General features: G+C 59.8%; 21 protein-coding genes, 2 tRNA genes and 1 other RNA gene. 9 read left to right on the top strand and 15 right to left on the bottom strand.

Annotation, left to right across the window (positions count from 1 at the left end; all coding sequences use genetic code 11):
* Nucleotides 1-62 precede the first annotated feature (62 nt).
* The 4 genes from ihfB to NA647_RS02700 all read right to left on the bottom strand — a co-directional run bounded on the left by ihfB (nucleotide 63) and on the right by NA647_RS02700 (nucleotide 5,074).
* On the bottom strand, nucleotides 63-347 hold the full coding sequence (ihfB, locus tag NA647_RS02715) for an integration host factor subunit beta (protein WP_019340642.1): 285 nt from the start codon (nucleotides 345-347) through the stop codon (nucleotides 63-65).
* A gap of 430 nt (nucleotides 348-777) precedes the next feature.
* Entirely contained in the window at nucleotides 778-2,439 is a 1,662-nt protein-coding gene (locus NA647_RS02710; RefSeq protein WP_272889516.1) for a DEAD/DEAH box helicase, read from the bottom strand.
* Nucleotides 2,440-3,026: 587 nt separating this feature from the next.
* Nucleotides 3,027-3,989 carry an IS110 family transposase gene (locus NA647_RS02705; RefSeq protein WP_256056276.1) on the bottom strand — a complete coding sequence of 321 codons (963 nt, stop codon included), beginning with the start codon at nucleotides 3,987-3,989 and terminating at the stop codon, nucleotides 3,027-3,029.
* Nucleotides 3,990-4,324: 335 nt separating this feature from the next.
* Nucleotides 4,325-5,074, bottom strand: a complete 750-nt coding sequence (locus tag NA647_RS02700; protein WP_256056275.1) for a spermidine synthase — start codon at nucleotides 5,072-5,074, stop codon at nucleotides 4,325-4,327.
* 113 nt (nucleotides 5,075-5,187) lie between these two features.
* Here NA647_RS02700 and NA647_RS02695 point away from each other — a divergent pair, with 113 nt between their 5' ends.
* Nucleotides 5,188-6,537, top strand: coding sequence for a class II 3-deoxy-7-phosphoheptulonate synthase (locus NA647_RS02695; RefSeq protein WP_256056274.1), 1,350 nt, complete (start codon nucleotides 5,188-5,190; stop codon nucleotides 6,535-6,537).
* Between the two features lie 369 nt (nucleotides 6,538-6,906).
* Nucleotides 6,907-8,355, top strand: a complete 1,449-nt coding sequence (locus NA647_RS02690) for an SLC13 family permease (RefSeq protein WP_256056273.1) — start codon at nucleotides 6,907-6,909, stop codon at nucleotides 8,353-8,355.
* 252 nt (nucleotides 8,356-8,607) lie between these two features.
* Here NA647_RS02690 and efp read toward each other — a convergent pair whose 3' ends face one another.
* From efp to ffs, 3 genes are all read right to left on the bottom strand, one after another.
* Entirely contained in the window at nucleotides 8,608-9,174 is a 567-nt protein-coding gene (efp, locus tag NA647_RS02685; protein WP_003296422.1) for an elongation factor P, read from the bottom strand.
* A gap of 40 nt (nucleotides 9,175-9,214) precedes the next feature.
* On the bottom strand, nucleotides 9,215-10,354 hold the full coding sequence (gene earP, locus NA647_RS02680) for an elongation factor P maturation arginine rhamnosyltransferase EarP (RefSeq protein WP_256056272.1): 1,140 nt from the start codon (nucleotides 10,352-10,354) through the stop codon (nucleotides 9,215-9,217).
* 405 nt (nucleotides 10,355-10,759) lie between these two features.
* Nucleotides 10,760-10,856, bottom strand: an RNA gene (ffs, locus tag NA647_RS02675) — signal recognition particle sRNA small type.
* Nucleotides 10,857-11,319: 463 nt separating this feature from the next.
* Here ffs and NA647_RS02670 point away from each other — a divergent pair.
* On the top strand, nucleotides 11,320-12,306 hold the full coding sequence (locus NA647_RS02670; protein WP_256056271.1) for an NAD(P)/FAD-dependent oxidoreductase: 987 nt from the start codon (nucleotides 11,320-11,322) through the stop codon (nucleotides 12,304-12,306).
* Nucleotides 12,307-12,370: 64 nt separating this feature from the next.
* Here the strand turns inward: NA647_RS02670 and NA647_RS02665 are convergent, their stop codons facing one another.
* From NA647_RS02665 to NA647_RS02655, 3 genes are all read right to left on the bottom strand, one after another.
* The gene (locus NA647_RS02665) at nucleotides 12,371-13,300 is read right to left on the bottom strand and encodes a ZIP family metal transporter (RefSeq protein WP_256056270.1); all 930 of its coding nucleotides are present in this window, start codon (nucleotides 13,298-13,300) and stop codon (nucleotides 12,371-12,373) included.
* 309 nt (nucleotides 13,301-13,609) lie between these two features.
* A tRNA-Gly gene (locus tag NA647_RS02660) sits at nucleotides 13,610-13,685 on the bottom strand.
* 19 nt (nucleotides 13,686-13,704) lie between these two features.
* Nucleotides 13,705-13,780 (bottom strand) — tRNA-Glu (locus tag NA647_RS02655).
* A gap of 216 nt (nucleotides 13,781-13,996) precedes the next feature.
* Between NA647_RS02655 and NA647_RS02650 the strand changes: the two genes are divergently transcribed.
* Nucleotides 13,997-14,764: a hypothetical protein gene (locus NA647_RS02650; RefSeq protein WP_256056269.1), complete on the top strand. Its 768-nt coding sequence runs from the start codon at nucleotides 13,997-13,999 to the stop codon at nucleotides 14,762-14,764.
* A 124-nt stretch (nucleotides 14,765-14,888) separates the two neighbouring features.
* Entirely contained in the window at nucleotides 14,889-15,572 is a 684-nt protein-coding gene (locus NA647_RS02645; RefSeq protein ID WP_256056268.1) for a glutathione S-transferase family protein, read from the top strand.
* Between the two features lie 166 nt (nucleotides 15,573-15,738).
* Here NA647_RS02645 and NA647_RS02640 read toward each other — a convergent pair whose 3' ends face one another.
* From NA647_RS02640 to msrB, 3 genes are read right to left on the bottom strand one after another with little or no spacing between them, the layout of a single operon-like run.
* Nucleotides 15,739-16,617, bottom strand: a complete 879-nt coding sequence (locus tag NA647_RS02640; protein WP_256056267.1) for an ATP-binding protein — start codon at nucleotides 16,615-16,617, stop codon at nucleotides 15,739-15,741.
* Between the two features lie 46 nt (nucleotides 16,618-16,663).
* Nucleotides 16,664-17,146 (bottom strand): glutathione peroxidase, encoded by a 483-nt coding sequence (locus NA647_RS02635; RefSeq protein WP_256056266.1) that lies wholly within the window; start codon nucleotides 17,144-17,146, stop codon nucleotides 16,664-16,666.
* Between the two features lie 32 nt (nucleotides 17,147-17,178).
* Nucleotides 17,179-17,577, bottom strand: coding sequence for a peptide-methionine (R)-S-oxide reductase MsrB (gene msrB / locus NA647_RS02630; protein ID WP_256056265.1), 399 nt, complete (start codon nucleotides 17,575-17,577; stop codon nucleotides 17,179-17,181).
* Nucleotides 17,578-17,767: 190 nt separating this feature from the next.
* Between msrB and NA647_RS02625 the strand changes: the two genes are divergently transcribed.
* The 4 genes from NA647_RS02625 to NA647_RS02610 all read left to right on the top strand — a co-directional run bounded on the left by NA647_RS02625 (nucleotide 17,768) and on the right by NA647_RS02610 (nucleotide 21,382).
* Nucleotides 17,768-18,979 carry a pyridoxal phosphate-dependent aminotransferase gene (locus tag NA647_RS02625; RefSeq protein ID WP_256056264.1) on the top strand — a complete coding sequence of 404 codons (1,212 nt, stop codon included), beginning with the start codon at nucleotides 17,768-17,770 and terminating at the stop codon, nucleotides 18,977-18,979.
* Between the two features lie 4 nt (nucleotides 18,980-18,983).
* Entirely contained in the window at nucleotides 18,984-19,436 is a 453-nt protein-coding gene (locus tag NA647_RS02620) for a hypothetical protein (protein WP_256056263.1), read from the top strand.
* 97 nt (nucleotides 19,437-19,533) lie between these two features.
* Complete coding sequence (htpX, locus tag NA647_RS02615; protein ID WP_131650137.1) at nucleotides 19,534-20,406, top strand: protease HtpX; 873 nt, start codon at nucleotides 19,534-19,536, stop codon at nucleotides 20,404-20,406.
* A gap of 331 nt (nucleotides 20,407-20,737) precedes the next feature.
* Nucleotides 20,738-21,382: a DUF2959 domain-containing protein gene (locus NA647_RS02610; protein ID WP_256056262.1), complete on the top strand. Its 645-nt coding sequence runs from the start codon at nucleotides 20,738-20,740 to the stop codon at nucleotides 21,380-21,382.
* A gap of 71 nt (nucleotides 21,383-21,453) precedes the next feature.
* Here NA647_RS02610 and NA647_RS02605 read toward each other — a convergent pair whose 3' ends face one another.
* Nucleotides 21,454-22,113, bottom strand: a complete 660-nt coding sequence (locus NA647_RS02605) for a thiopurine S-methyltransferase (RefSeq protein WP_256056261.1) — start codon at nucleotides 22,111-22,113, stop codon at nucleotides 21,454-21,456.
* A gap of 68 nt (nucleotides 22,114-22,181) precedes the next feature.
* Entirely contained in the window at nucleotides 22,182-23,588 is a 1,407-nt protein-coding gene (locus NA647_RS02600) for a sigma-54-dependent transcriptional regulator (RefSeq protein ID WP_256056260.1), read from the bottom strand.
* Nucleotides 23,589-23,591: the final 3 nt, after the last annotated feature.

Below are 23,591 nucleotides of genomic sequence, written 5' to 3'. Positions count from 1 at the left end.
AGTGCTTTTACGATGCTGACTGAGAGCAACGTGACGCGATTACTTCACCAATGAAGACCTGTTCATTCGTCCTCGTTAACACGATCACGCAACTCCTTCCCCGGTTTGAAATGCGGGACGAACTTGCCATCGAGCGGGACGGATTGGCCAGTCTTGGGGTTACGGCCGACGCGCGGGGCGCGGTAATGGAGAGAGAAACTGCCGAAGCCTCGGATTTCGATACGGTCTCCGGTTGCCAGTGCTTGAGCCATCTGCTCAAGCATGGTTTTGATTGCCAGTTCCACATCCTTGGACGAAAGCAGCCCTTGTTGGGTGACGATACGCTCGATCAACTCCGACTTGGTCATGGTTTTCCCTTCGTTTTCAAGCGGCTAGATCATTTGGGTTGCGTTCGTTTGTAGCATGTTGCTCAGAGTTTGAACAGCCTGGACGTTTGGGTCAGGTTTTGGAGGGTTTGATAGGGATGGCCGGGATTTGGCAGGCCTACGACCTGCATTCGCCGCCAGGCGGCCCCCTACGAAACGGTGCGATCTTGGACTTAAGTTTTGCGTGCGAGGCCCGGCCTCGGGGCGATGCTTTTTGCTTTTGAGCTGACATAGGGTGCGCGTTCGCCGCGGAGGAGCGCCTCCTACAAGCAGTGTCGGAGCACGTGCTTTCCGTAGGAAGCCCGACCTCGGGGCGAAGCTTTTGGGGCGTGTGTTCGCCAAAAACGGTACGAGTCGCTGAAACGAAAAAGGGTGGGCTATTAAGCCCACCCTTTTTGTCATCTAAGGACGATCAATCCTCGCGATAGCGACGCAGCTTGAGCTGTTTGCCACCCACGCGTGTGTCCTTGAGTTTGCCGAGCAGACGCTCCAGGCCTTCTTCCGGCAGTTCGACCAGGCTGAAGCTGTCACGTACCTGAATACGGCCGATGGCTTCGCGGGCCAGGCCGCCTTCGTTGAGGATGGCGCCGAGCAGGTTGCGTGCGGCGATGCCGTCGCGGGCACCCAGCGGGGTACGGCAGCGGGCGCGGCCTTCGGCCAGCGGAATCGGGGCACGGCGCTCGCGATCACCGCTACGCTCTGGACGATCGGAGCGTTCGCGAGGAGCGCTGGTCGGGACCAGCGGCTGCTCTTTTTCCACTTCGGCCAGGGTCAGCGCCTGACCATTGGTGGCCTTGCGCAGCAGCGCAGCGGCTAGGGCGCGCGGGCTGCAGCCGATGTCGGCAACCAGCTTGTCGAGCAGTTCGCCATGGCTGGCTTCAGCATCAGCAACCAGCGGCGACAGGCTGTTGGTAAGTTTCTTGATGCGCGCATCCAACACCTGCTGGGCGTTGGGCAGACGGGCTTCGGCAACCTTCTGGTTGGTGACGCGCTCGATGACTTGCAGCATGCGGCGTTCACGCGGGGTGACCAGCAGCAGTGCGCGCCCTTCCCGGCCGGCACGGCCTGTACGGCCGATACGGTGCACGTAGGACTCCGGATCGTAGGGCATGTCCACGTTGAATACATGGGTGATGCGCGCCACGTCGAGACCGCGAGCGGCAACGTCAGTAGCAACGACGATGTCCAGACGGCCGTCCTTGAGCGATTCGATAACGCGCTCACGCTGGTTCTGAGCGATGTCGCCGTTCAGAGCAGCGGCCTTGTAGCCCTTGGCTTCCAGCGCAGCGGCCAGATCAAGAGTGGCCTGCTTGGTACGTACGAAGGCGATCAGTGCGTCGAAATCTTCGACTTCCAGCAAGCGCAGCACGGCCGGGATCTTCTGATCAGCATGAACCATCAGATGCGCCTGCTCGATGCGGGCGACAGTCTGGGTCTTGGTAGCGACCTTGATGTGTTGCGGCTCGCGCAGGTGCTTCTCGGCGATTGCGCGGATGGAGTGTGGCAGGGTCGCGGAGAACAATACGCTCTGACGGCTTTCCGGCATGGCTTCGAAAATGACTTCAAGGTCATCCATGAAGCCCAGCTTGAGCATTTCGTCGGCTTCGTCGAGCACCAGATACTGAATGGTCGAAAGCAGTGTGCTATTGCGGCTCAGGTGGTCGACCAAACGGCCTGGGGTGGCAACGATGATCTGCGCACCTTGGCGGATGGCCTTGAGCTGCGGGCCCATAGGGGCGCCGCCGTAGACGGCGACAACGCCAACGCCGGGCATCTGCTTGGAATAGGTTTCGAACGCGGTGGCGACCTGCAGGGCCAGCTCGCGGGTTGGCGCGAGGATCAGCGCCTGCGGCTCACGCTTGGCCGGATCGATTTTGGACAGAATGGGCAGCGCGAAGGCTGCGGTCTTGCCGGTACCGGTCTGGGCCTGGCCGATCATGTCGTGGCCGCCGAGAATTACCGGGATAGCCTGGCTCTGGATCGCCGAAGGCTCTTCGTAGCCCACCGCGATGACGGCAGCGAGTACAGAGGGATGAATACCGAGTGCGGCAAAGCCGCCGATTTCCTGGGTCATGGGTCTTTTCCTGATGCTCCGCAAAGACCCATGTTCCGAAGCTGCGCATGCCATGCAAAACCCGAAGGTCACCCTGGCAGCCTGGTCGGCGGGGTTTGCGAAAACGTATTGAATGATGAATCGTCTAGGACAGCCGCGAGAAGCGGACAGCAGCCGAAGCAGCGCTTCGTGTGTTGCAGTACCTGAACGCAGGCTGGGTTTCAGCCGGCGCGTACTATACCGGAATTCTGTGAAGCTGTGCGCGCATTTTGTCTTGTGGGTTAAGTTCGTGGCGACTCGGCAAGCGACTGCGTTTTGCTTTGGCTAAGTCTGCGTCAAGTGTTGGGGTTGGTGCAAAGGTCCGTAGGGTCGGCCCCGAGGCTCGTAGGGCCGAACTTGTTCGGCCTTTGTGCGGATGCGGCCGAATGAAACCGGTCCTACAGACAAAATGAGAACACAGGGCCGGCGGCGTTCCGTTTCAGCGCACCAACGTGGTCAGCGTGGGCTAAAGCGGAACGCCGCCCGGCCTACCCTACAAAGCTCGGAGCCTTCCCGGAACCGATTGGCAACTGCTAATCCAGACATAGCCTTTGCTTTTGTGGGAGATTCTATGGTGCGGCACAACAAGTAACTGGCATTTTCGGTCGATATGTTGATTGATTTTTCATCAGGGCGAAGGCAATTCGGGCCAGCTTCCTGGCGAGCTTAACCAAGGCCTGGGTCGTCTTCAGTCCCTGGCTGAGATAGGTTTCATATTGACCAGCCCAAGCCTTTGTTCGACGGGCCGACATCGCGGCGTTATACAAGAGGCGTCGCATTTCTGGATCCCCTTTCTTGGTCAGCTTCCGGCGGCCAACCTGCTTGCCTGAGTCTCGTACCCTAACGTCCATGCCCAAGTAGGCAATGAAGGCATCACTGCTCTTGAATTCACCTCGGTGGAACGTATTGGCCAGCGCTGCGCAGGTGAGTTCTCCAATACCTTCAATGGCCTTGCAGCGCTGGGCATCCGCCCCCCAGCCGACTTCAGCCATGGCCTCTGTGAGGCGGCGCTCGATCAATCTTTCGATGTCCTTGATGTTGTTGCTCAGGCGCTTGGACGCGCTCTTGAGTTCGGGCACATCGCTCAGGCTCTGGGCCAGGGCAACACGGGTATGCACAAGCGAAGCCCGGCGTCGCAGCAGGCTCTGGATGCGATAAAACGCCTCGTGAGGTGGCACCCAGGGCTTGAGCTCGCTCAGTTCCTTGCTCAGGTAGCGCAGGATCAACCGGGCATCAGCCGGGTCGGTCTTGGCGCGATTACCAATGCCATCGCGATACCGGTTGAGCCGATAACCATCGAGCAGATAGAGCGCAAAGCCAACCTGATGCGCCAGCGACGCCAAGGTGCGGTGATAGGCGCCTGTGGCCTCGAACGCTAGCTGAGTCCCGCAAGGCAGCGTCTTCAGCCAGCGGCTGATGGCTCGTGGTGTGTTGGTAATCCTCTCCAGACTCTTCGAATCACTACGGGCAATGACCAGCTCGGCCTTGCTGACATCGATACCGACCATGATTGACTCAATGGGCTTTGCCATGACTGGTCCTCCAAGCTAAGGTAATTTCACTTGTCAGGGCTCATCGAACGCTGGCTTGCAACATTTCGTCGGTCATGAGCGGCTAGGCTCCGCCGATGGATTCTCTATCGGCGCTTTGATGAGAAGGGCGGGGGCTAAATCTCCCACAGTCCGTGCCGAAAGGCCGGAAGGCCCGTTTGCCCCCTCCACCCTGACAAGTCCCTTTTAGGACTTGCGTGGAAACCATACAAGGCCCGACCTTGGGACGAAACGTTTAATTTTTGAGCTGACCGAAGGTCGGCATTCGCCGCGGGGCGCCTCCTACGAAAGCGGCGCGGGGCTGCGGCACCCTGCCTTTAACTGGCTGGTCGTAGCGCATCGATCAATGAATCCAGTGAATAACCAAGACGCGGTGCCAGGGTCGCGGCGCGCTCGCGCAGGGCCGCTATGTCGAGCATCTGTTCCAGATCAGCGGGAACGAACAGGACGACATTGCCCTCCTTCACCGGGCACTCCCAATAATGGCGGTGGAACAAGCCGCGCAGCAGAGCAGCACCGAGCGGTTTGTCTTCGTCGGTGCCCCACTGATTGATGATCAGCCAACCGCCTGGGTTCAGCTTTTGCTGACAGCGCTCGAGAAAGCGCCACGCCAGATGCGCCGCAGCCGGGCCCACATCGGTGTAGAGATCGACGAATATCATATCGGCGGTCTCGGCCGAGTCGAGCAGCTCTACCGCGTCGCCGATGCGTATGTAGAGCCGCGAGTCGTTCTGCAGGCCCAGATAGCGCATCGCCAACTCCGGCACATCCGGGCGCAGCTCAATGGCCTCGACGTCTTCGAGCGGCAGGAATTCGAGGCACGCTTGAGTTAGCGTCCCCGCGCCGAGACCGAGAAACAGGGCGGTCTCGGGCTGTGCGTGCATCAGGCCACCCATCAGCATGGCGCGCGTGTAGTCATACTCCAACCAGCTGGGGTCTCGCGTGAACACACAGCTTTGCTCGACCGCCGCGCCGAATTCCAGAAACCTGTAATCCCCTACTTCCAGCACACGGATCAAGCCAAAAGCGTCATGTACTTCGGCCAGCAATACTTCCTGCTTGTCCATTGCGCTCACTCCAAACCGGTCGGCGCATCTTAGCAGCCCGATTGGCAAGGGCTATCAGCGACGGCGCAGCGCATCAGGTAAAATCCGCGCACTTTTGCGCAGGAATCAATCCGATGAGCCACACCTGGAGCCCCACCAGCTGGAGACATAAACCCATCCAGCAGCAGCCCGACTATCCTGACGCCGAGCATCTCCAGCGCGTAGAGGCGACGCTGGCGAGCCTGCCGCCGCTGGTATTCGCCGGCGAGGCACGGGAGCTGCGTCGGCAGTTCGCCGAGGTGACCCAAGGCCGCGCATTCCTTCTGCAGGGTGGGGATTGCGCGGAAAGCTTTGCCGAGTTTTCCGCACCGAAAATCCGCGACACCTTCAAGGTACTGCTCCAGATGGCGGTGGTCATGACCTTCGCTGCGGGCTGTCCGGTGATCAAGGTCGGGCGCATGGCCGGACAGTTTGCGAAGCCACGCTCGTCTGGCAACGAGACCATCGATGGCGTCACCCTGCCCGCTTACCGCGGCGACATCGTCAATGGCATCGGTTTCGACGAGAAAAGCCGTGTGCCGGATCCGGAGCGGTTGCTGCAGGCCTATCATCAGTCCACGTCCAGCCTGAACCTATTGCGCGCCTTCGCCCAGGGCGGTTTCGCCGATCTGCATCAGGTGCATCAGTGGAATCTCGACTTCATAGCCAACTCGCAAATGGCGGAGAAATATCACCAACTAGGTGAACGGATCGATCAGGCGCTGAGATTCATGCGCGCCTGTGGGATGGATAACGCACCTCAGTTGCGCGAGACCAATTTCTTCACCGCACATGAAGCCCTGCTGCTTAATTACGAGCAGGCGTTCGTTCGGCAGGACAGCCTCAACGGCGGCTGGTATGACTGCTCCGCGCATATGCTCTGGATTGGCGACCGCACGCGGCAGCTGGACGGTGCTCATGTTGAGTTCCTGCGCGGCGTGGGCAACCCGATCGGGGTGAAAGTCGGACCGAGCATGGACGGCGAGGAGCTGATCCGCCTGATCGACATCCTCAACCCGGACAACGATCCGGGCCGCCTGAACCTGATCGTACGAATGGGCGCCGACAAGGTCGAAGAAGGCCTGCCACGCCTGATTCAGACGGTGCAGGCCGAAGGCCGCCAGGTGCTGTGGAGTTCGGACCCGATGCACGGCAACACCATGAAGGCGTCCAGCGGCTACAAGACGCGGGATTTCGCACGGGTTCTCGCCGAGGTGCGGCAGTTCTTCGACGTGCACCGCGCCGAGGGCAGCTACCCGGGCGGCATTCATATCGAGATGACCGGGCAGAACGTCACCGAATGCATCGGCGGGTCGCGGCCGATCACCGAGGATGGTCTTTCTGATCGCTATCACACCCACTGCGACCCTCGGCTCAACGCCGATCAATCGCTGGAAATGGCGTTCATGATTGCCGAGACGCTGAAGCAGGTGCGGCCGAGCTGATAGCGCCTAGCGGAGCTTGGCTTGGGTCGGCGGCGCTCCGGTTGTAGAGCGGGCTTCAGTTGTAGGGTGGGCTTCAGCCCACCAATTACTAACGCGTCGGTGGGCTGAAGCCCACCCTACGCCATTGACACACCCGCATCTGCTTGCGCGAGTCGACAAGAGGCCAGCACCACACCATGCAGTGCTGTCTAAATCCGTAACGCGGTAGCCAATCGTGATCGCTCAGCAAGCGCCCTCAAACTAATTAGCAAACTAATCATTACGACAACTACTAATTCGCTTGCTAATTAATCGCGATAGACTTGCGCTGTATTTGATCCGGATTTCCTACGCCCTCTCGCAGCCGGGTCATCGACAGAGGAAACCTTTATGACCGATTCACCAGAGAATAAAGGAGCGGCCTTGGCGGCCTCTATCGGCCTTTTTCTCGGGCCGCTGCTCTTGTTGCTTTGCATCCTGACCGACCCGCCTGCCGGGCTCTCGGACATAGCTTGGTTAACCGTCGGCATGGCGGCACTAATGGCCGTCTGGTGGGCAACCGAGGCCATCCCGATCCCGGCCACCTCGCTGCTGCCCATCCTGCTGATTCCCTTGCTGGGTATCGATACGCTGGGGAAAGCGACCGCGCCTTATGCCAACCCAACAATCTTTCTTTTCTTCGGCGGCTTTCTGCTGGGGCTGGCCATGCAGCGCTGGAACCTGCATAAGCGCATCGCGTTGGCTACGCTGCTGGCCGTCGGCAACGCGCCCAGCCGGCAGATTGCGGGATTCATGATCGCAACGGCCTTCATCAGTATGTGGGTGAGCAACACCGCCACCAGCATCATGATGCTGCCCATCGGCATTTCCGTGATTGCCCTGCTCGTCGAAGGCAGCGAAGAAAAAGAAGGCACACGCTTCGCCACCGCCTTGTTGCTGGGTATCGCCTATGCCGCAAGCGTCGGCGGCATCGCGACTCTGATCGGCACGCCACCGAACGCCCTTCTCGCCGCGTTTCTACGCGACAGCTACGACGTGCATATCGGCTTTGGTCAGTGGATGCTGTTGGGCGTACCGGTCAGCGTCGGCATGCTGCTGTTCATCTGGTGGTGGCTGACCCGTGGCGGCTTCAAACTGGTCGGCGGGGACAGCCGTGCCATGCTGGAACAGGAAATGGCCACGCTCGGCCCCATGTCCAAGCCAGAGAAAATGGTTGCCGTGGTATTCGGCCTGGCGGCGGCGGCGTGGATTTTCCAGCCGTTTCTGGTCCAGTACATCGATGGCGTCAACGACACCAGCATCGCCATCGCCGCGGCGCTGATCCTGTTCCTCATCCCGGTCGACATGAAGAACCGGGTGTTCCTGATGGACTGGGATACCGCCAACAAAGTCCCGTGGGGGGTTCTGTTGCTGTTCGGCGGCGGCTTGTCGCTGGCCGGTGTGATCGGCGCTTCGGGACTCGCCGAGTGGATTGCTGAAAGCCTACAGGGCTTCGGTATGCTGCCACTGATCCTGATGATCGGCCTGGTTGCGTTGGTAATTACCTTCCTCACCGAGATCACCTCCAATACCGCTACCGCGGCCGCCTTCCTGCCGCTACTCGGAGCACTGGCCGTCGCACAGGGCTTGCCACCGGAAATGCTGGCGATTCCCGCCGCTATCGCCGCCAGCTGTGCCTTCATGATGCCGGTGGCGACCCCGCCGAATGCCATCGTGTTCGGCACCGGTCAAGTCACCATTCAGTCGATGATCAAGGCCGGTTTCGCCCTGAACATCTTTGGTGTGTTCCTGGTAACCGGCCTTTGCTATCTGATGGTTGGCTGGCTCTGGGCGAACTGAGCTTCTAGCTTCATTCGCTGCTGAAGCCGCGGAGCTTTGCTGGATATCGAACCTGTAGGGCCGAATTCATTCGGCTGCGGATTGCAAAGCCAAACAAGTTCGGCCCTACGTCCTGCGAAACCGGTTCCGTGCGGTCGTGACGAAACGGGACAGGTCTCAGGCTGAATGATAAACGCGCTGGCATCCTCCCTTCCCGTTCGCTCAGCCACAAAAAAGCCCGGCGTCTGCCGGGCTTTTTGCATCCTGCGAAGGTCAGGCCTTGACGCGGGATTTGTACTCGCCGGTACGGGTATCGATCTCGATCGAGTCGCCGATTTCGCAGAAGGCGGAAACCTGCAGCTCTGCACCGTTCTTCAGGCGGGCAGTCTTCATGACCTTGCCGGAGGTGTCGCCACGTACGGACGGCTCGGTGTAGACGATTTCACGAACGATGGTGGTCGGCAGTTCGACCGAGATTACCTTGTCGTTGTAGAAGACAGCTTCGCAGACGTCGGTCATGCCGTCTTCGATGAAGGTCATCACGCCTTCCAAGTCGTCTTTTTCGATTTCGTACTGGTTGAACTCTTCATCCATGAAGACGTAGAGCGGGTCAGCGAAGTAGGAATAGGTAACTTCCTTGCGCTCGAGAATCACCGGCTCAAGTTTGTCGTCGGCCTTGTATACGGTCTCGGTAGCGGAACCATTGAGCAGGTTCTTCAGCTTCATCTTGACCACGGCACTGTTACGGCCGGACTTGTTGAACTCGGCTTTCTGGATGACCCAGGGTGCGCCGTTGATGATGGCCACCTGGCCGGCACGGAACTCTTGTGCGGTTTTCATACGAATATCCGATGGGATTAGAGACAAAACAGGCCGCGTATCATAGCCAATCTGTGTAAAAAAACACCAGCTTTCCAGCTAGATCGCCGTTGGCAACCTGCTTGTGCGTCCAGCGTTCGGCATGGGCTATCAGCTCGACCTCGTGACGGAGCAAGTCGGACCAGGCCGCCCCGCTCCCCTCGCCCTTGTTCCAGGCATGCCAGAAGTTCTTGAGCGCGGCGGCGGCCGCTGGCGCCAGGTCGCACAGATAGAGTTCGAGGAAGGCGTTGAGCTTGACCCAGTGCGCATCTTCCTCCTGTGGATAGATGTGCCAGACCAATGGCCGCCCGGCCCACTGTGCGCGGATGAACGATTCCTCGCCGCGCACGGCATTGAAGTCGCAGCACCACAACAACATGTCGTACTCGTTCTGAGTCATGAATGGCAGCACAGCGATCTGCAGCTCACCACGGCTATGGCGAACACCGGCTCGAAGCTGCTCTACCCCTAGCCAGCGTGCGACGTCGCCGAGGACCCGGCCTTCCGGAACCATCAGTTGCGTTGGGCGCGTATCTACCGCCAATGCATCGAGCCATCCCGCAACGGCGTGGTTTTCGTAAGCGAACAGCGAGACCAATCGCGCGCCGGGTTCCACCGTAAAATCCAGGCTCTGCAGAAAAGCCTCGCGCAACGTCGGATCGCGCTGGAATGCTTCCCTTCGTGCCATCAGGTCACTTTCGCGAATCAGGCCACCAGTACCCTGCTCGAATCCCGGGAAGAAGAAGTACTTCTGCAGGCCATCGGGCTGCATCGAAGGCAGCGCATGACAGCCGACCACCCAGTCCTCGGCGCTCAGGTATTCCAGATTGAGCCAGAGAATGCGGCGCTCGCTGTTGGCCATCGCCTCGATATAGGCGACGGGCAGCTGGCAGGCGAACGCCTCGATCACCACGTCCGCGGGCTCGGCGCCGGTCCATTCGGGCAGCCAGTGCCGCACGTCGACACCTTCATGCCATTGCTGGCTTGCCGTGGCGCTGCAACCCGGACAGAGCCGGGCGAAAGTATCGAGATCGTCGACCCACAAACGCACCCGCTGGCCATGCTCGGCAACCAGCTGCCGCGCCAGACGCCAGGTCACGCCGATGTCGCCGTAGTTATCGACGACCACGCAGAAGATGTCCCAGCTTGCTTTGACCGACAAACCAAATACTCCTTGAACGAGGGATGCCACGTATTCGTGCCTGGATGAATACTCGCGAAGAATACAGATTACGGCAGGCCTGCGGCCTGCATTCGCCGCGAGGGCGCGCCTCCTACGATTATCGGTGCGCGCCGGCTGCCTTTGCAGGAGTCGGGGGCGAAGCTTTAGGCTTTTCGGCAGGCCTGCGACGCGTATTCGCCACAGGGGCGCGTCTCCTATGATAGTTAGCGCGAGTTTGCTGCCTTTGCAGGAAGCCCAACCTCGGGGCGAAGCTACAGGCTTTCGACCGCCGTCCGCCAGCGATCATGAGAAACAAGCGGGCACGCAGATTCGCAGAATCTCCCAAAGAGGTCGGTGCAATCGAACGATAGAAAAGGGGAAGGAAATCGTCGTTATGGAGGTGAACCCTACCAGCCACACCCCGGCACACAATGTCACCGCTGCGGCTGCTCCCTTCCGGGCCTGACCGGGTTCACGGCTGATCGTTGCGAGGGGACCGGCAGGGCCCACCATAACGAAACCCGCCTGGCGGCGAGCGGCGCCATTGTACCGGCTTATTCCCAACTTACAACCAATCCCTTTACGCGCTAACGCATTGACTCGTCGGGCTTTAACGAGCCTACCAAATAGCGACGTCGCGTCACGTCGATGACGCTGCAGGCTCGGCTTATCGACGAACGAAGTGCCGATGGCCAGCAAAACCGATGACAAGATGCTTCACGAGCGGGCCCAGTCTAAAAGCACAACCGCGGCTTACTCGCTGTCCCACCGCTCGTCAGTCCGCAAGGAAATATGCACGTAGCACGCCCGTCAACGATCCGAACCCCTAGGCAAAACCTACGGTCTGTTTGAGGATAGGGAAGGCATCAGCATCGCCGTTTTGCTCTTCAAACGGCACCAGGACCGAACGAACCAGCGCAGTTGTCGCGCAGCGGAGACTGGCGGCGCTATCGAAAGAGGTAAGCATGAGCAAAGCTCCCATCGCCATCGTCGGTACCGGCATCGCAGGGCTCTCCGCAGCGCAGGCATTGCGTGCAGCCGGGCAGTCTATCCAGCTGTTCGACAAAGGCCGCGGACTCGGCGGACGCATGACCAGCAAACGCAGCGACGCCGGCCATCTCGATCTTGGCACCCAATATTTCACCGCCCGCGATCGTCGTTTCACCGAGACCGTCCATCAATGGCAAGCCGAGGGCTGGGCTGCCGAGTGGTCACCCAACCTTTTCCAGTCGCGTAACGGCCAACTGTCTCCATCCGCCGACGAGCAGCTGCGCTGGGTCGGCATTCCGCGTATGGATGCAATTGCCGCCGGGTTGCTTGGCGAGCTGCCGGTCAAGCTTTCCTGCCGCGTGACGGATGTTTTCCGAGGCGAGGAATACTGGACACTGGTGGATGCCGAGGGAAACAACCATGGCCCATTCAGTCAGGTGGTCATCGCCATCCCCGCCCCTCAGGCCAGTGCATTGCTGGCTGCGGCGCCGAAGCTGGCCGCCGTCGCCGCCAGCGTTGCCATGGAACCGACCTGGTCCGTTGCCCTGAGCTTCGCCAAGCCGCTCGAAACCAGCGTCGACGCCTGTTTCGTTCAGGACGATGCCCTTGACTGGCTGGCCCGCCATCACAGCAGACCCGGACGCGACGAGCATCTCGATACCTGGGTATTGCACGCGAGTAGCGCCTGGAGCCGACAACACGTTGACATGCCCAAGGAATCAGTGATCGAGCATCTGCACGGCGCGTTTGCCGAACTGATCGACTGCGTCGTGCCTGCACCGCAATTCACGCTTGCTCATCGCTGGCTCTACGCACGTCCCAACCAGTCGCATGAGTGGGGTGCCCTGGCCGATACCCACCTGGGCCTGTATGCCTGTGGCGACTGGTGTCTATCGGGCCGAGTCGAAGGCGCTTGGCTCAGCGGCCAGGAAGCCGCGCGGCGACTGCTCGAGCAACTTTGATTAGACTTGCGCCGTCATCAGAGACGGCGCAGCGATATATCGGTAACCGGCAGCTCGATGCTTCCTAGCCCAGCGCGGTATCCAGAAACATCATCACCGCGAAACCACCCATCAAGCCGACCGTTGCCGGCGTCTGATGACCATGACGGTGAGTTTCGGGAATCACTTCATGCGATACCACGAAGATCATCGCGCCGGCAGCCAAGCCGAGGCTGACCGGGTAAGCGACGGCCAAACCGCTGGAAATTCCCAAACCCACCAGGGCGCCGAGAGGCTCCATCAGGCCTGAAGCCGCAGCGACCAGTATCGCCCGCCAGGCGGACAAGCCGGTGGTGCGCAAAGCCAGCGCAACAGCCAGCCCTTCGGGAATGTCTTGGATGGCGATGGCGCTGGTGAGCGGCAAACCAACCTCCAGATCGCCCTTGGCGAAGCTCACGCCTATCGCCATGCCTTCCGGAATGTTGTGCAGGATGATCGCAAACACGAACAGCCAGACCCGACTCATGCGCTGGTGATGAGGCCCGAAGGCACCGGCGGCCTCATGCTCGTGGGGCGTGAAATAATCCAGCCCGAGCATCAACAGCACGCCAAAGCCGAGGCCCACCACTACAGTCAATGCGGCCGCTGGGCCGCTGTCGAACAGATCCCGTGCTGCCGCGAGGCCCGGAAGGATCAAGGAAAACGAACTGGCCGCGAGCATCATGCCGGCGGCGAAGCCAAGCATGCTGTCCTGGGTGCGCGTGGAAATATTGCCCAGCGCAATCGCCATCAGCGCACCCAGTGCCGTCGCCGCGAAGCCTGCCGTGCCGCCGAGCAGCGCATAGCGGATATTGCTTTCATCGCCGTTCTGAAATGCGCCGTAAGCACTGGCGCCCAGCAGTATCAACACAACCAGAACCGTACCGATAAGCCCCAATGCGACGATGGGGTTTGCCTGTGCATGAGCAATCCATGCCGAGCGCAGCGTGGCTGCGGCGCTTTGAGTGCTTGCCATGATGAAAGCCCCGATTATCGAAATTTTCGCCGGTCGTAACTGACGAAGGGGCGACCGAGCGGTCGTTCTACCAAGCGGCCCCCACTGCGTACGAAGCAAGACGAGCGTCTATGGGATAGGACCGTAACGGGCTCGGTGAGTTTGGCCGGCTATTCGAAGGGTGGTGGGCACGCGCCGAGCTTGAGCGATTGCTCGACAGAGGTGTCGGCATCCGAGCGTGCCGACGGACAGGAATTACAGACACAAAAAAAGCGACTCTAGGTCGCTTTTTTTGTGCTTGCGATTAGCCTTGGCCTTTCGCAGCTTATTTGGAGCGGGAAACGAGACTCGAACTCGCGACCCCGACCTTGGCAAGGTCGTGCTCTACCAACTGAGCTATTCCCGCGTTACATCTACAACAAAAATGGCGTCCCCTAGGGGACTCGAACCCCTGTTACCGCCGTGAAAGGGCGGTGTCCTAGGCCACTAGACGAAGGGGACGCAGCCCGGAAGCTTATCGCTTTCATTCCGGCTTTCAGCGTTTGCGATGTGCTTCACGCTGCAAGTGGCGCGCATTCTATGGAGCTCGCATAGGGCCGTCAAGCGCCTTGCTGAAATTTTTTAAGGGTCGATTAATTGAAGCTGCTTTTGAGCTATCAGCTTGCCATCTAACGCTCTACACTCGGCAGAAACCGCCCGGTTAGAGAGGTGCGCCCCGTGTCCCCGGTTCTGATTGCAGGATTGGTCGTTGCTGGCCTGTTCATATTGATAGCCATTGGCGTGATTAACCAGATCGTCGAAAAGAACAATCTGGAAAAAGCGCGCATCCGAGCCGATCTCAGTGATCGCATGCGGCGCTGCGCCAATCTCTCCGACAGCCTGCCAGCCCAGATGATGACGCCAGCGCTCAAGTTAACGCTGACGCGACTGGAATTGCATCTAGGCGAACGACTGTTACAGCTGGACAAGAAGAACAGCACCGTCAGTGCGCGGGTTGATGCGCTGCGCAGCGCTGCCGCCAAGGCTGACGAGATCGAAGTGCCGAATGCGCCAGTTAAAGTGGCCACAGAAGCCCAGGTGAAAGAAATTCGCCTCCGGCTGGAAGATTTGTACGCTCTGATCGTCTGGGCCAACAAGCAGAACCAGCTCGATACGGCTGCAGCCAAACGCTGGATCCAGCACATCCAGCACATGACGGTGATGTTGCATATTGAATATTTCACCAACGTCGGCCAGGAGGCCTTGAAGCAAGGTAGTCCCCACAAGGCACGTCTCGCATTCGAACGCGGCATTCAGCACGTCCGCAAGCAACCCAACCCTGCCGAATTCCAATCCCAACTGGCGCAGCTCGAAGCGAGCTACACCCATGCCAACAAGCTCGAGCAGACTCAGCAACAACCGAAGCTTGACGAACCCAGCGAGCTGACCGAAGGTTTGAAGAACTTTGAAAGCGAAGATGACTGGAAGAAGAACAACATCTACTAGGCGCAGGTCCGGACGGGTGCGAAAAATGACTTGAGAGGCGAATGCATCGTGCTCCGTTGCTTCGCAACTTAATACTCATCCGCTCACTGGCACTGCCGCGCCTGTCCTGCCGCGGAGAAAATCAATGTCCCTGACCTTGTTCGGTGCCCCACTGTCACCATTCGTTCGCAAGGCACGTCTTTGCCTGCTGGAAAAGGGTCTGGATTACCAGCTAGAAGTCGTCATGCCATTCACACCGCCCGAGTGGTATCTGCAGCTCAACCCGCTCGGCCGTATTCCAGCCTTAAAAGATGGCGAACTCAGCCTCGCCGACTCCAGCGTAATCTGCCAGTACCTCGAAGAAACGTTCGAACAGACCGTTCGGCTGTACGGTAACAGCGCGATAGAACGTGCGCAGATCCGCTGGCTGGAGAAGTACGCCGACTACGAACTAGCGCCCCTGACGACCTTTGGGGTTTTCCGCAACCGTGTGCTGAAGCCCAGTTCCGGCCACACCTGTAACGAAGTCAAGGTGCAGGCCGCTCTGAACGAAAAGCTACCGCCGCACTTCGACTATCTCGAGCGTCAACTCGGCGAAAGAACGTACTTTGTCGGCGACCAGCTTTCGATAGCGGACCTCGCTTTCGCCTGCCAGCTGATCAACATGGAGCATGGCGGCGAACTGATCGACGCCAATCGCTGGCCGGCGCTGGCCGCTCACTTCACCCGAATGAAAGGGCTTGCTTCGGTTGAAAGCGTGCTACCGGGCGAGCAGCGCATGACGGCAAAGCTCATCGAGATAGGTAAGAAGGCGAAGCAGCCGGATTGATTCATCCTGTCCCGAAGCCAAAAGCATTCGCGCCGGGGGCGGCCCTCCTACAAGAGCAGCTGGATGCCGGATCCGTGGGAGGCGCGCCCTGGCGGCGAAACAACCTTTCAGCCTAGACTAGAACAAAGCCAAGCACATCCGCTGCAGCTAGACCCAGCGCTTGTCTTCAAAGCAGACGAATCCCTACCCACTGCCGCGCAAACTGATAGGCGCAACGACCGTTGCGGTTACCGCGTGCCGTGGCCCAGCGAATCGCATCTTTCTCCAGCGCCTCATCCCAGCTCCAGGTGAGGCCGGCCTGCTCAGCCAGCGAGCCGATCCAGTGCCGCACCACGTTCAAATAATGTTCCTGACTGAAGGGATAGAACGAAAGCCAGAGTCCGAAGCGGTCCGACAGGGCGATCTTGTCTTCCACCGCCTCGTTGGGATGCAGTTCGCCGTCGATCATCTGCCAGTTCTCGTTATCGCTCTGGCGCTCAGGGACCAGATGCCGACGATTCGACGTGGCATACAGCAGCACATTTTCCGGCGCTCGCTCCAGGGAGCCGTCCAGCACACTTTTCAGCACGCGGTAGTCGCCCTCACCCGCCTCGAATGACAGGTCGTCGCAGAACACCACGAAATGCTGAGGCTGGCCGACGAGCTGCTCGACCACTTTAGGCAGGTCAGCCAGATGATCCCGCTCGATTTCAATGAGGCGCAGACCTGCCGGCGCATGCTCGGCCAGCAGTGCCCGGATCAACGAAGACTTACCGGTCCCGCGCGCGCCCCAAAGCAGTACGTGATTTGCCGGCAGGCCGGACACAAACTGGCGGGTATTATTCGCCAGCAGCTCGCGCTGCCGGTCGATGCCGATCAGATCAGCCAGATTCAGATCCAGCGACACCTTCAGCGGCTGCAAATAACCGCCCTGCCCTTCACGATGCCAGCGTGCCGCCAGGCTGCTGTTCCAATCGACTGGCGCACGCGGCGCCGGCAGCAGGGGCTCCAGGCGCGTCATCAGCGCATCGGCGCGCTGCAAAAAAGCTTTCAGCTCGGCATCCATTCAACGACTCCAGAAATATTCTACGGGCAGGCATTGCCAGAAAACGCTACAGGTGGGCTTCGATGCGCGCTGCGAGCGCCTCCGGAGCCGTGCGCGACGAGAACCGCTCCACCCACCGGCCCTCGTCTGCGATGAGAAACTTTGTGAAATTCCACTTGATCGCCTTGCTGCCGAGCAGGCCGGGTGCGCGCTTCTTCAATTGCACGAACAGCGGATGGGCATCACCGCCATTAACCCGCACCTTGGCGAATAGCGGGAAGCTGACGCCGAAGTTCCGCTCGCAGAAGGTAGCGATCTGCGCCTCGTCACCCGGTTCTTGATGACCAAACTGATCACAGGGAAACCCGAGCACCAACAATCCCTGTTGACGATATTGCTTCCAAAGCGCCTCCAACCCTTTGTACTGGGGTGTGAAGCCGCACTGACTGGCCGTATTGACCACCAGCAGAACCTTGCCACCGAAATCGGCCAGGGTGGTCTCATTGCCGTCAATAGTGACGCAGGGAATCTCAAACAGCGGATCGCGCATGATGGTGTCCCGGTAAGGCATTGCGAAGGCCGTCAGGCGTCGCGCGGCTTGTGATCGAGCGAAGCGGAATTGATGCAATAACGCATGCCGGTCGGCGCCGGTCCGTCAGGAAATACATGCCCCAGATGAGCATCGCAGCGAGCGCACTTGACCTCGATACGATGCATACCGTGGCTGAAATCGTCGAGGCTGGTGATGGCCGTATCGCTGACCGGCTGGAAATAGCTCGGCCAGCCGCAGCCAGAAGAGAACTTGGCGTCCGAGTCGAACAGCGGCGCATCGCAACAGGCGCAATGATAGATGCCGGGGGTTTTGGTGTCGTTGTACTTACCGGTAAAGGGGCGCTCAGTCGCACCGAGCCGGCAGACCTGAAATTGCTCGTCGGAGAGCTCTTCACGCCAGGTTTCAAGCGGTTTTTCAAGCTTGTCCATCGGTACACCTCGTGATTTCAAAAAAGGCGGATCTGTACCTTTTCCGGTGATCGGGCCGCACGTATGATGCGTTGCTCTTAGACGCCTAGTCTGGCAGCGGGGTTTCAGGCTGCCAAGGCGCCCGGGTTCATGCCAAACGTCGCCAGCCATCGAGAGCCGGGCACGTCTTCACTTCGGGACACTCAGGATCATGCAGGTCAGCAAATCGAACAAGCTCGCCAATGTCTGCTATGACATCCGCGGGCCGGTGCTCAAGCACGCCAAACGACTGGAAGAGGAAGGTCATCGCATCCTCAAGCTGAACATCGGCAATCCGGCGCCGTTCGGTTTCGAAGCCCCCGAAGAAATCCTTCAGGACGTGATCCGCAACCTGCCCACCGCGCAAGGTTACAGTGATTCCAAAGGTCTGTTCAGCGCACGCAAGGCCATCATGCAGTACTACCAGCAGAAGCAGGTAGAAGGCGTGACCATCGAAGACATTTACCTCGGTAACGGCGTATCCGAGCTGATCGTGATGTCCATGCAGGCACTGCTCAACAACGGTGACGAGGTACTGATTCCGGCTCCGGATTATCCATTGTGGACGGCCGCCGTGAGCTTGGCGGGCGGCAAACCGGTGCACTACCTCTGCGACGAGCAGGCCAACTGGTGGCCGGATCTGGCGGATATCAAGGCCAAGATCACGCCGAACACCAAAGCACTGGTGCTGATCAACCCGAACAACCCGACCGGCGCGGTCTATCCGAAGGAAGTGCTGGAAGGCATGGTTGAACTGGCGCGTCAGCACAAGCTGGTGCTGTTCTCCGATGAAATCTACGACAAGATTCTCTATGACGATGCTGTGCATATTTGCACGGCATCGCTGGCGCCGGACGTGCTTTGCCTGACCTTCAATGGACTGTCCAAGTCCTACCGGATCGCTGGTTTCCGCTCCGGCTGGGTCGTGATCACGGGGCCCAAGCACAAGGCGCAGAGCTACATCGAGGGCATCGACATCCTCGCCAACATGCGCCTGTGCGCCAACGTGCCTTCACAGCACGCCATCCAGACGGCCCTGGGCGGGTATCAGAGCATCAACGACCTGGTGCTGCCGCCGGGCCGGCTGCTCGAGCAGCGCAACCGCACCTGGGAATTGCTCAACGACATCCCCGGCGTTAGCTGCGTAAAACCGATGGGTGCGCTCTATGCCTTCCCCCGCATCGATCCGAAGATCTGCCCGATCCACAATGATGAGAAGTTCGTACTCGACCTGCTGTTGTCCGAGAAGCTGCTGATCGTTCAGGGCACCGCCTTCAACTGGCCTTGGCCGGATCATTTCCGCGTGGTCACGCTACCGCGGGTCGATGATCTGGAACAGGCGATCGGTCGCATCGGTAGTTTCCTAAAGACCTACAGCCAGTAGCTGCATGGATCTGCAGATCGACGACTTCCAGCGAGATGCCGCGGCCGGGCTATTGATGCTTTACCAAGCCTTTCCGCGCAAGATCACGCTGTACGTGGAAGACCTGATCGGCCATGAAGAGCCCGACGAATTCGGCCTGCCCAGCAAGCGACACCAAAGCTGCCTCGCAGCACTGCTGTGGTTGGCCGAGGAAGGCTATTTACGCTTCGAAAGCAACATTCAGTTCCTGGCTATCGACCAGGCGGTGCTTACCGAAAAGGCCTTCCTGCGCTTGACCAGTGCCGTTCCCGACGTCGCGCAGGCGAGCGAAACGCTACCTCCGAGCGTGCACCGGGTGCACACGAGCCTGGCTCACCAACTGCGCCTGGCACTACGCGACGGTCATGGCGAACGACTGGCGCGCCTGACCCGTCGGCTGTTCACTCTCCAGCTGACCCTGAGCGCACCCGCACCATAGGCGACATAGCTTGAAATAGTCGCTCGGTTGAATAGCGCCGACCGGCACCTTATATAGCCTATCGTTCCTTATTGTTCCCCTTGGAGTTTGCCGCAACATGATGCGCATTTTCTTGTTTCTGGCCACCAACCTGGCTGTACTGGTCGTTGCCAGCGTCACCCTGAAGCTACTCGGGGTAGATCGCTATACGGGTCAGAACTACGGCAGCCTGCTGGCTTTCTGTGCGGTATTCGGCTTCGCTGGAGCACTTATTTCGCTGTTCATTTCCAAGTGGATGGCGAAGATGAGTACCCGCACCGAGATCATCAGCCAGCCTCGCACCCGCCATGAACAATGGTTGCTGCAAACCGTCGAACAGCTTTCCCGCGACGCCGGCATCAAAATGCCTGAAGTGGGTATTTTCCCCGCGTACGAAGCCAACGCCTTCGCCACCGGCTGGAACAAGAACGACGCGCTGGTAGCGGTCAGCCAGGGATTGCTGGAGCGCTTCTCGCCCGACGAGGTGAAGGCGGTACTGGCACATGAGATCGGACACGTGGCCAACGGCGACATGGTCACACTCGCGTTGATTCAGGGCGTGGTGAACACCTTCGTCATGTTCTTCGCGCGGATCTTCGGTAACTTCGTCGACAAGGCGATTCTCAAGAACGAAGACGGCCACGGTATCGGCTACTTCGTCGCCACCATCTTCGCCGAACTGGTACTGGGCATCCTCGCCAGCATCATCGTCATGTGGTTCTCGCGCAAACGTGAGTTCCGCGCCGACGAGGCCGGCGCACAGCTGGCCGGCACTTCCGCCATGATCGGCGCCCTGCAGCGTCTGCGTGCGGAACAGGGCGTGCCGGTAGACATGCCAGACAGCCTCAAGGCCTTCAGCATCAACGGTGCTCTGCGTAACGGCCTCGCCGGACTGCTGATGACTCACCCATCGCTGGAAGATCGTATCGAAGCCCTGCGTCAGCGCGGCTAACCGGGCGCGGCGGGACAAGGGCGGGTGTTAGGCCGCCCTCGAACCGCGAAACGTCAACGCTTCGCCCCGAGGCGGGCCTCCCAAAATCAAAAGCACAATGCTGCCGCCCACGCCGATCCGCTTATCGTAGGAGGCGCGCCCCGCGGCGAAAGCAGATTCCCTGTCAACATCAAAGCCAAACATCACCCCGAGGCCCGGCTTTCTACAGCATCACAAGCATTGCCGCGGCTCATGCGTCAAAGGTACTGGCCACCTTTTTTCGTCCCGATCTTGCACGTAGCGGCGGCATGCCTGTCGAAGCAAGCGCATTAACTGAACAAGGACATTCCTCATGCGCCACTTCATGCTACTCAGCTTCATTCTGCTCGCTTTGGCCGGCTGCCAGAGCGCCTATTACTCGGCAATGGAAAAGGTCGGGTTGCACAAGCGCGACATCCTGGTGGACCGCGTTGAAGATGCCCGTGATTCCCAGCAACAGGCCAAGGAACAATTCAAGGACGCCCTGGAGCGCTATCGCAGCGTGGTGCAGGTTCAAGGTGGCGAGCTGGAAGAGCGCTACGAGGCGCTCAATAGTGAATTCGAAGCCAGCGAGAGCAGCGCGCGCGATGTGCGAAACAGGATCGAGGCGGTCGAGGACGTCGCCAATGCACTGTTCAAGGAGTGGAAACAAGAACTCGGTGAGTACAACAATGCGAGCCTGAAGGCTGCCAGCGCCAAGGACCTGGAGCGCACCCAGAAAGACTATCGGGTGCTGCTGCAACGCATGAAGGCGGCAGAAAAGCGCATCGACCCCGTGCTCGACGTGCTGCGCGATCAGGTGCTGTTTCTCAAGCACAACCTCAACGCCCGTGCCATCGGTGCACTGCAGGGGGAATACCGCACGCTGGAGGGGAACGTCGATCAGTTACTGGCCGACATGCAGCGGGCAATAGATGAGGCCGACGTGTTCATTCGCCAGCTGCAAAGCAATCAGTGATGCGAAGGAAATCATGAGCTGATCGCGAGCCTGCAACGTGGCATCTCCGCTATGCAGGCCTTGCAAACACCCTACCGCCGCGCACCGAGTCGATAACAGTTCTCCTCCAGACGCGACAAACCGCGCTGAAGAAACTTCCAATTGCCATCCAGCACGTTCGCCCGCTCCAGCAGCTCGATGTCCCAACGCGCGCCCAGGGAGCGCCGGACTTCGGCGTCACTCACCGCGAAAGGCGGACCGGACATCTGCTCCTGCTCGTAATCCAGGGTGATCAGCAAACCCTGGCAGCTCGGCGCAAGAATGCTCGCCAGATGTTCGACATAGCGCTGGCGCATGGCCGCCGGCAATGCGATCAGCGCAGCACGGTCATAGAGCCCGTCGCAATCAGCAACATCGCTACTGCTCAGGGCAAAGAAATCGCCACAGCGGATTTCCAGCGCGCCGGCACGATACACCTTGAACTCACCACGGGTGCTGACTTCAGCGGCCAGGCCTTGTTCGGCAAAAAAATCTTCCACGGCACGTTCGCTCAGCTCGACGCCGAGCACTGCAAAACCCTGCGCGACCAACCAAGGCATATCGAGACTCTTACCGCACAACGGCACTAGCACGCGGGCACCTTCAGCCAATTGCATACCCGGCCAGTGACGGCGCAGATAAGGATTGACCTCGTTCAAATGAAAGCCGATCTCGTTGCGCGCCCAGCGCCGCTGCCAGAACCCTTCATTCATATCCAAACCCTCATGAGCATCGACGGTCGAGCTTATCAGAGCCAACCGCACCGAACGTTCAAGGGTTTTCAGCTGGCATACAAGGCGGCATCCAGGTCCATGCCGGCGTCACGCATCTGGGCAAGTTTGTAGCGCAGTGTCCGCGCGCTGATGCCCAGACGGTCAGCCGTCTCCTTGCGGCGGCCACGCTCGGCGCGCAAGGTATCGATGATCAGCTCGAACTCGCGACGACGCAGATCTTCTCCCAGCGCGCCAGCCGCCTCGGTCGGCACTTGCGGCGCTACGGCTGCCGGCATCGACGGAACGGCATCAAATGCCGTGATCGGCGCTCGCGAGGCAGATCCGGCCACGGCAGTCAGGCACAGGTCTTCCGGCCGAATCAGACCGCCCTGCTGTAGGATCAAGGCGCGTTGAATGGCGTTGTCCAGCTCACGAACATTGCCGGGCCAAGGATGACTGAGCAGATTTTGACGCGCCTCGGCCGTGAGGCGGACGTTTGCTTGGCGCATCTTCACGGCGTGCTGGGCAAGCAATCGCTCGGCAAGCGGTACGATGTCCCCAGGTCGCTCGCGTAGCGCGGGCCAAGCGAGCGGAAACACGGAAAGGCGATAGAACAGGTCTTCACGGAAACGCCCGCCGCGCACCTCGTCAGCCAGCTCACGATTGGTGGTGGCGACGATACGAATGTCTAGGACAATTGGCTTGCGACCACCGACACGCTCGACCTCGCGCTCCTGCAACACGCGCAGCAACTTGGCCTGAAGCCCCAGCGGCATTTCGGAAATCTCATCGAGCAGCAGCGTGCCGCCGTCGGCCTGCTCGAATTTTCCCGGCTGAGTTGCGATGGCACCGGTGAAGGCGCCCTTCTCGTGGCCGAACAGCGTCGCCTCGAGCATGTTGTCCGGTATCGCCGCGCAGTTGATCGCGATGAAGGGCTTGTTCGCACGTGCCGATTGCTGATGGATGTAGCGGGCCAACACCTCTTTGCCAGTTCCGGATTCACCGGAAATCAGCACCGTCGAGTCGCTCTGAGCGACACGGGCGGCCAGTGCCAGCAGCTGCCGGCTCGCCGGTTCGACGGCGACGGGCCCCTGTTGGTCGAACGTGCCCAGCTGGCCGCACGCGTGCCGAGCAACCAGCCCAAGCAACATCCTCGGCTCAAATGGTTTGACCAGATAGTCAACAGCCCCCTGACGCATCGCCTCGACTGCGCGTTCGACGGCTCCGTATGCTGTCATCAGCAAGACCGGCACCTGGGGGTATCGCTGACGAATCAGAGCCTGCAATGCGTGACCGTCCATACCGGGCATGTTCACATCGCTGACGACCAAGCCAAAACTTTCTTGCTCTAGTACCTGCAACGCGGCTTCGGCGCTCTCGACCGCGCGGTAGGCATAGCCGCCGAGTTCGAGGGTATCGCCCAGCGCCTCACGCAATGCGCGGTCGTCTTCGACCAATAGAATCTTCGCAGCCATGGG

It is taken from the genome of Stutzerimonas stutzeri (genome assembly GCF_024448985.1).
GTDB classification, from domain to species: Bacteria; Pseudomonadota; Gammaproteobacteria; order Pseudomonadales; family Pseudomonadaceae; genus Stutzerimonas; species Stutzerimonas stutzeri_AP.
Note: the sequence above shows the minus strand (reverse complement) of the source record. Positions and strands in the feature narration are given on the sequence as shown.

What these genes read in the sequence shown, in the direction of transcription:
- ihfB (WP_019340642.1), bottom strand. Translation starts at nt 347, where the DNA reads ATGACCAAGTCGGAGTTGATCGAGCGTATCGTCACCCAACAAGGGCTG.
- NA647_RS02710 (WP_272889516.1), bottom strand. Translation starts at nt 2,439, where the DNA reads ATGACCCAGGAAATCGGCGGCTTTGCCGCACTCGGTATTCATCCCTCT.
- NA647_RS02705 (WP_256056276.1), bottom strand. Translation starts at nt 3,989, where the DNA reads ATGGCAAAGCCCATTGAGTCAATCATGGTCGGTATCGATGTCAGCAAG.
- NA647_RS02700 (WP_256056275.1), bottom strand. Translation starts at nt 5,074, where the DNA reads ATGGACAAGCAGGAAGTATTGCTGGCCGAAGTACATGACGCTTTTGGC.
- NA647_RS02695 (WP_256056274.1), top strand. Translation starts at nt 5,188, where the DNA reads ATGAGCCACACCTGGAGCCCCACCAGCTGGAGACATAAACCCATCCAG.
- NA647_RS02690 (WP_256056273.1), top strand. Translation starts at nt 6,907, where the DNA reads ATGACCGATTCACCAGAGAATAAAGGAGCGGCCTTGGCGGCCTCTATC.
- efp (WP_003296422.1), bottom strand. Translation starts at nt 9,174, where the DNA reads ATGAAAACCGCACAAGAGTTCCGTGCCGGCCAGGTGGCCATCATCAAC.
- NA647_RS02670 (WP_256056271.1), top strand. Translation starts at nt 11,320, where the DNA reads ATGAGCAAAGCTCCCATCGCCATCGTCGGTACCGGCATCGCAGGGCTC.
- NA647_RS02665 (WP_256056270.1), bottom strand. Translation starts at nt 13,300, where the DNA reads ATGGCAAGCACTCAAAGCGCCGCAGCCACGCTGCGCTCGGCATGGATT.
- NA647_RS02645 (WP_256056268.1), top strand. Translation starts at nt 14,889, where the DNA reads ATGTCCCTGACCTTGTTCGGTGCCCCACTGTCACCATTCGTTCGCAAG.
- NA647_RS02640 (WP_256056267.1), bottom strand. Translation starts at nt 16,617, where the DNA reads ATGGATGCCGAGCTGAAAGCTTTTTTGCAGCGCGCCGATGCGCTGATG.
- NA647_RS02635 (WP_256056266.1), bottom strand. Translation starts at nt 17,146, where the DNA reads ATGCGCGATCCGCTGTTTGAGATTCCCTGCGTCACTATTGACGGCAAT.
- msrB (WP_256056265.1), bottom strand. Translation starts at nt 17,577, where the DNA reads ATGGACAAGCTTGAAAAACCGCTTGAAACCTGGCGTGAAGAGCTCTCC.
- NA647_RS02625 (WP_256056264.1), top strand. Translation starts at nt 17,768, where the DNA reads ATGCAGGTCAGCAAATCGAACAAGCTCGCCAATGTCTGCTATGACATC.
- NA647_RS02620 (WP_256056263.1), top strand. Translation starts at nt 18,984, where the DNA reads ATGGATCTGCAGATCGACGACTTCCAGCGAGATGCCGCGGCCGGGCTA.
- htpX (WP_131650137.1), top strand. Translation starts at nt 19,534, where the DNA reads ATGATGCGCATTTTCTTGTTTCTGGCCACCAACCTGGCTGTACTGGTC.
- NA647_RS02610 (WP_256056262.1), top strand. Translation starts at nt 20,738, where the DNA reads ATGCGCCACTTCATGCTACTCAGCTTCATTCTGCTCGCTTTGGCCGGC.
- NA647_RS02605 (WP_256056261.1), bottom strand. Translation starts at nt 22,113, where the DNA reads ATGAATGAAGGGTTCTGGCAGCGGCGCTGGGCGCGCAACGAGATCGGC.
- NA647_RS02600 (WP_256056260.1), bottom strand. Translation starts at nt 23,588, where the DNA reads ATGGCTGCGAAGATTCTATTGGTCGAAGACGACCGCGCATTGCGTGAG.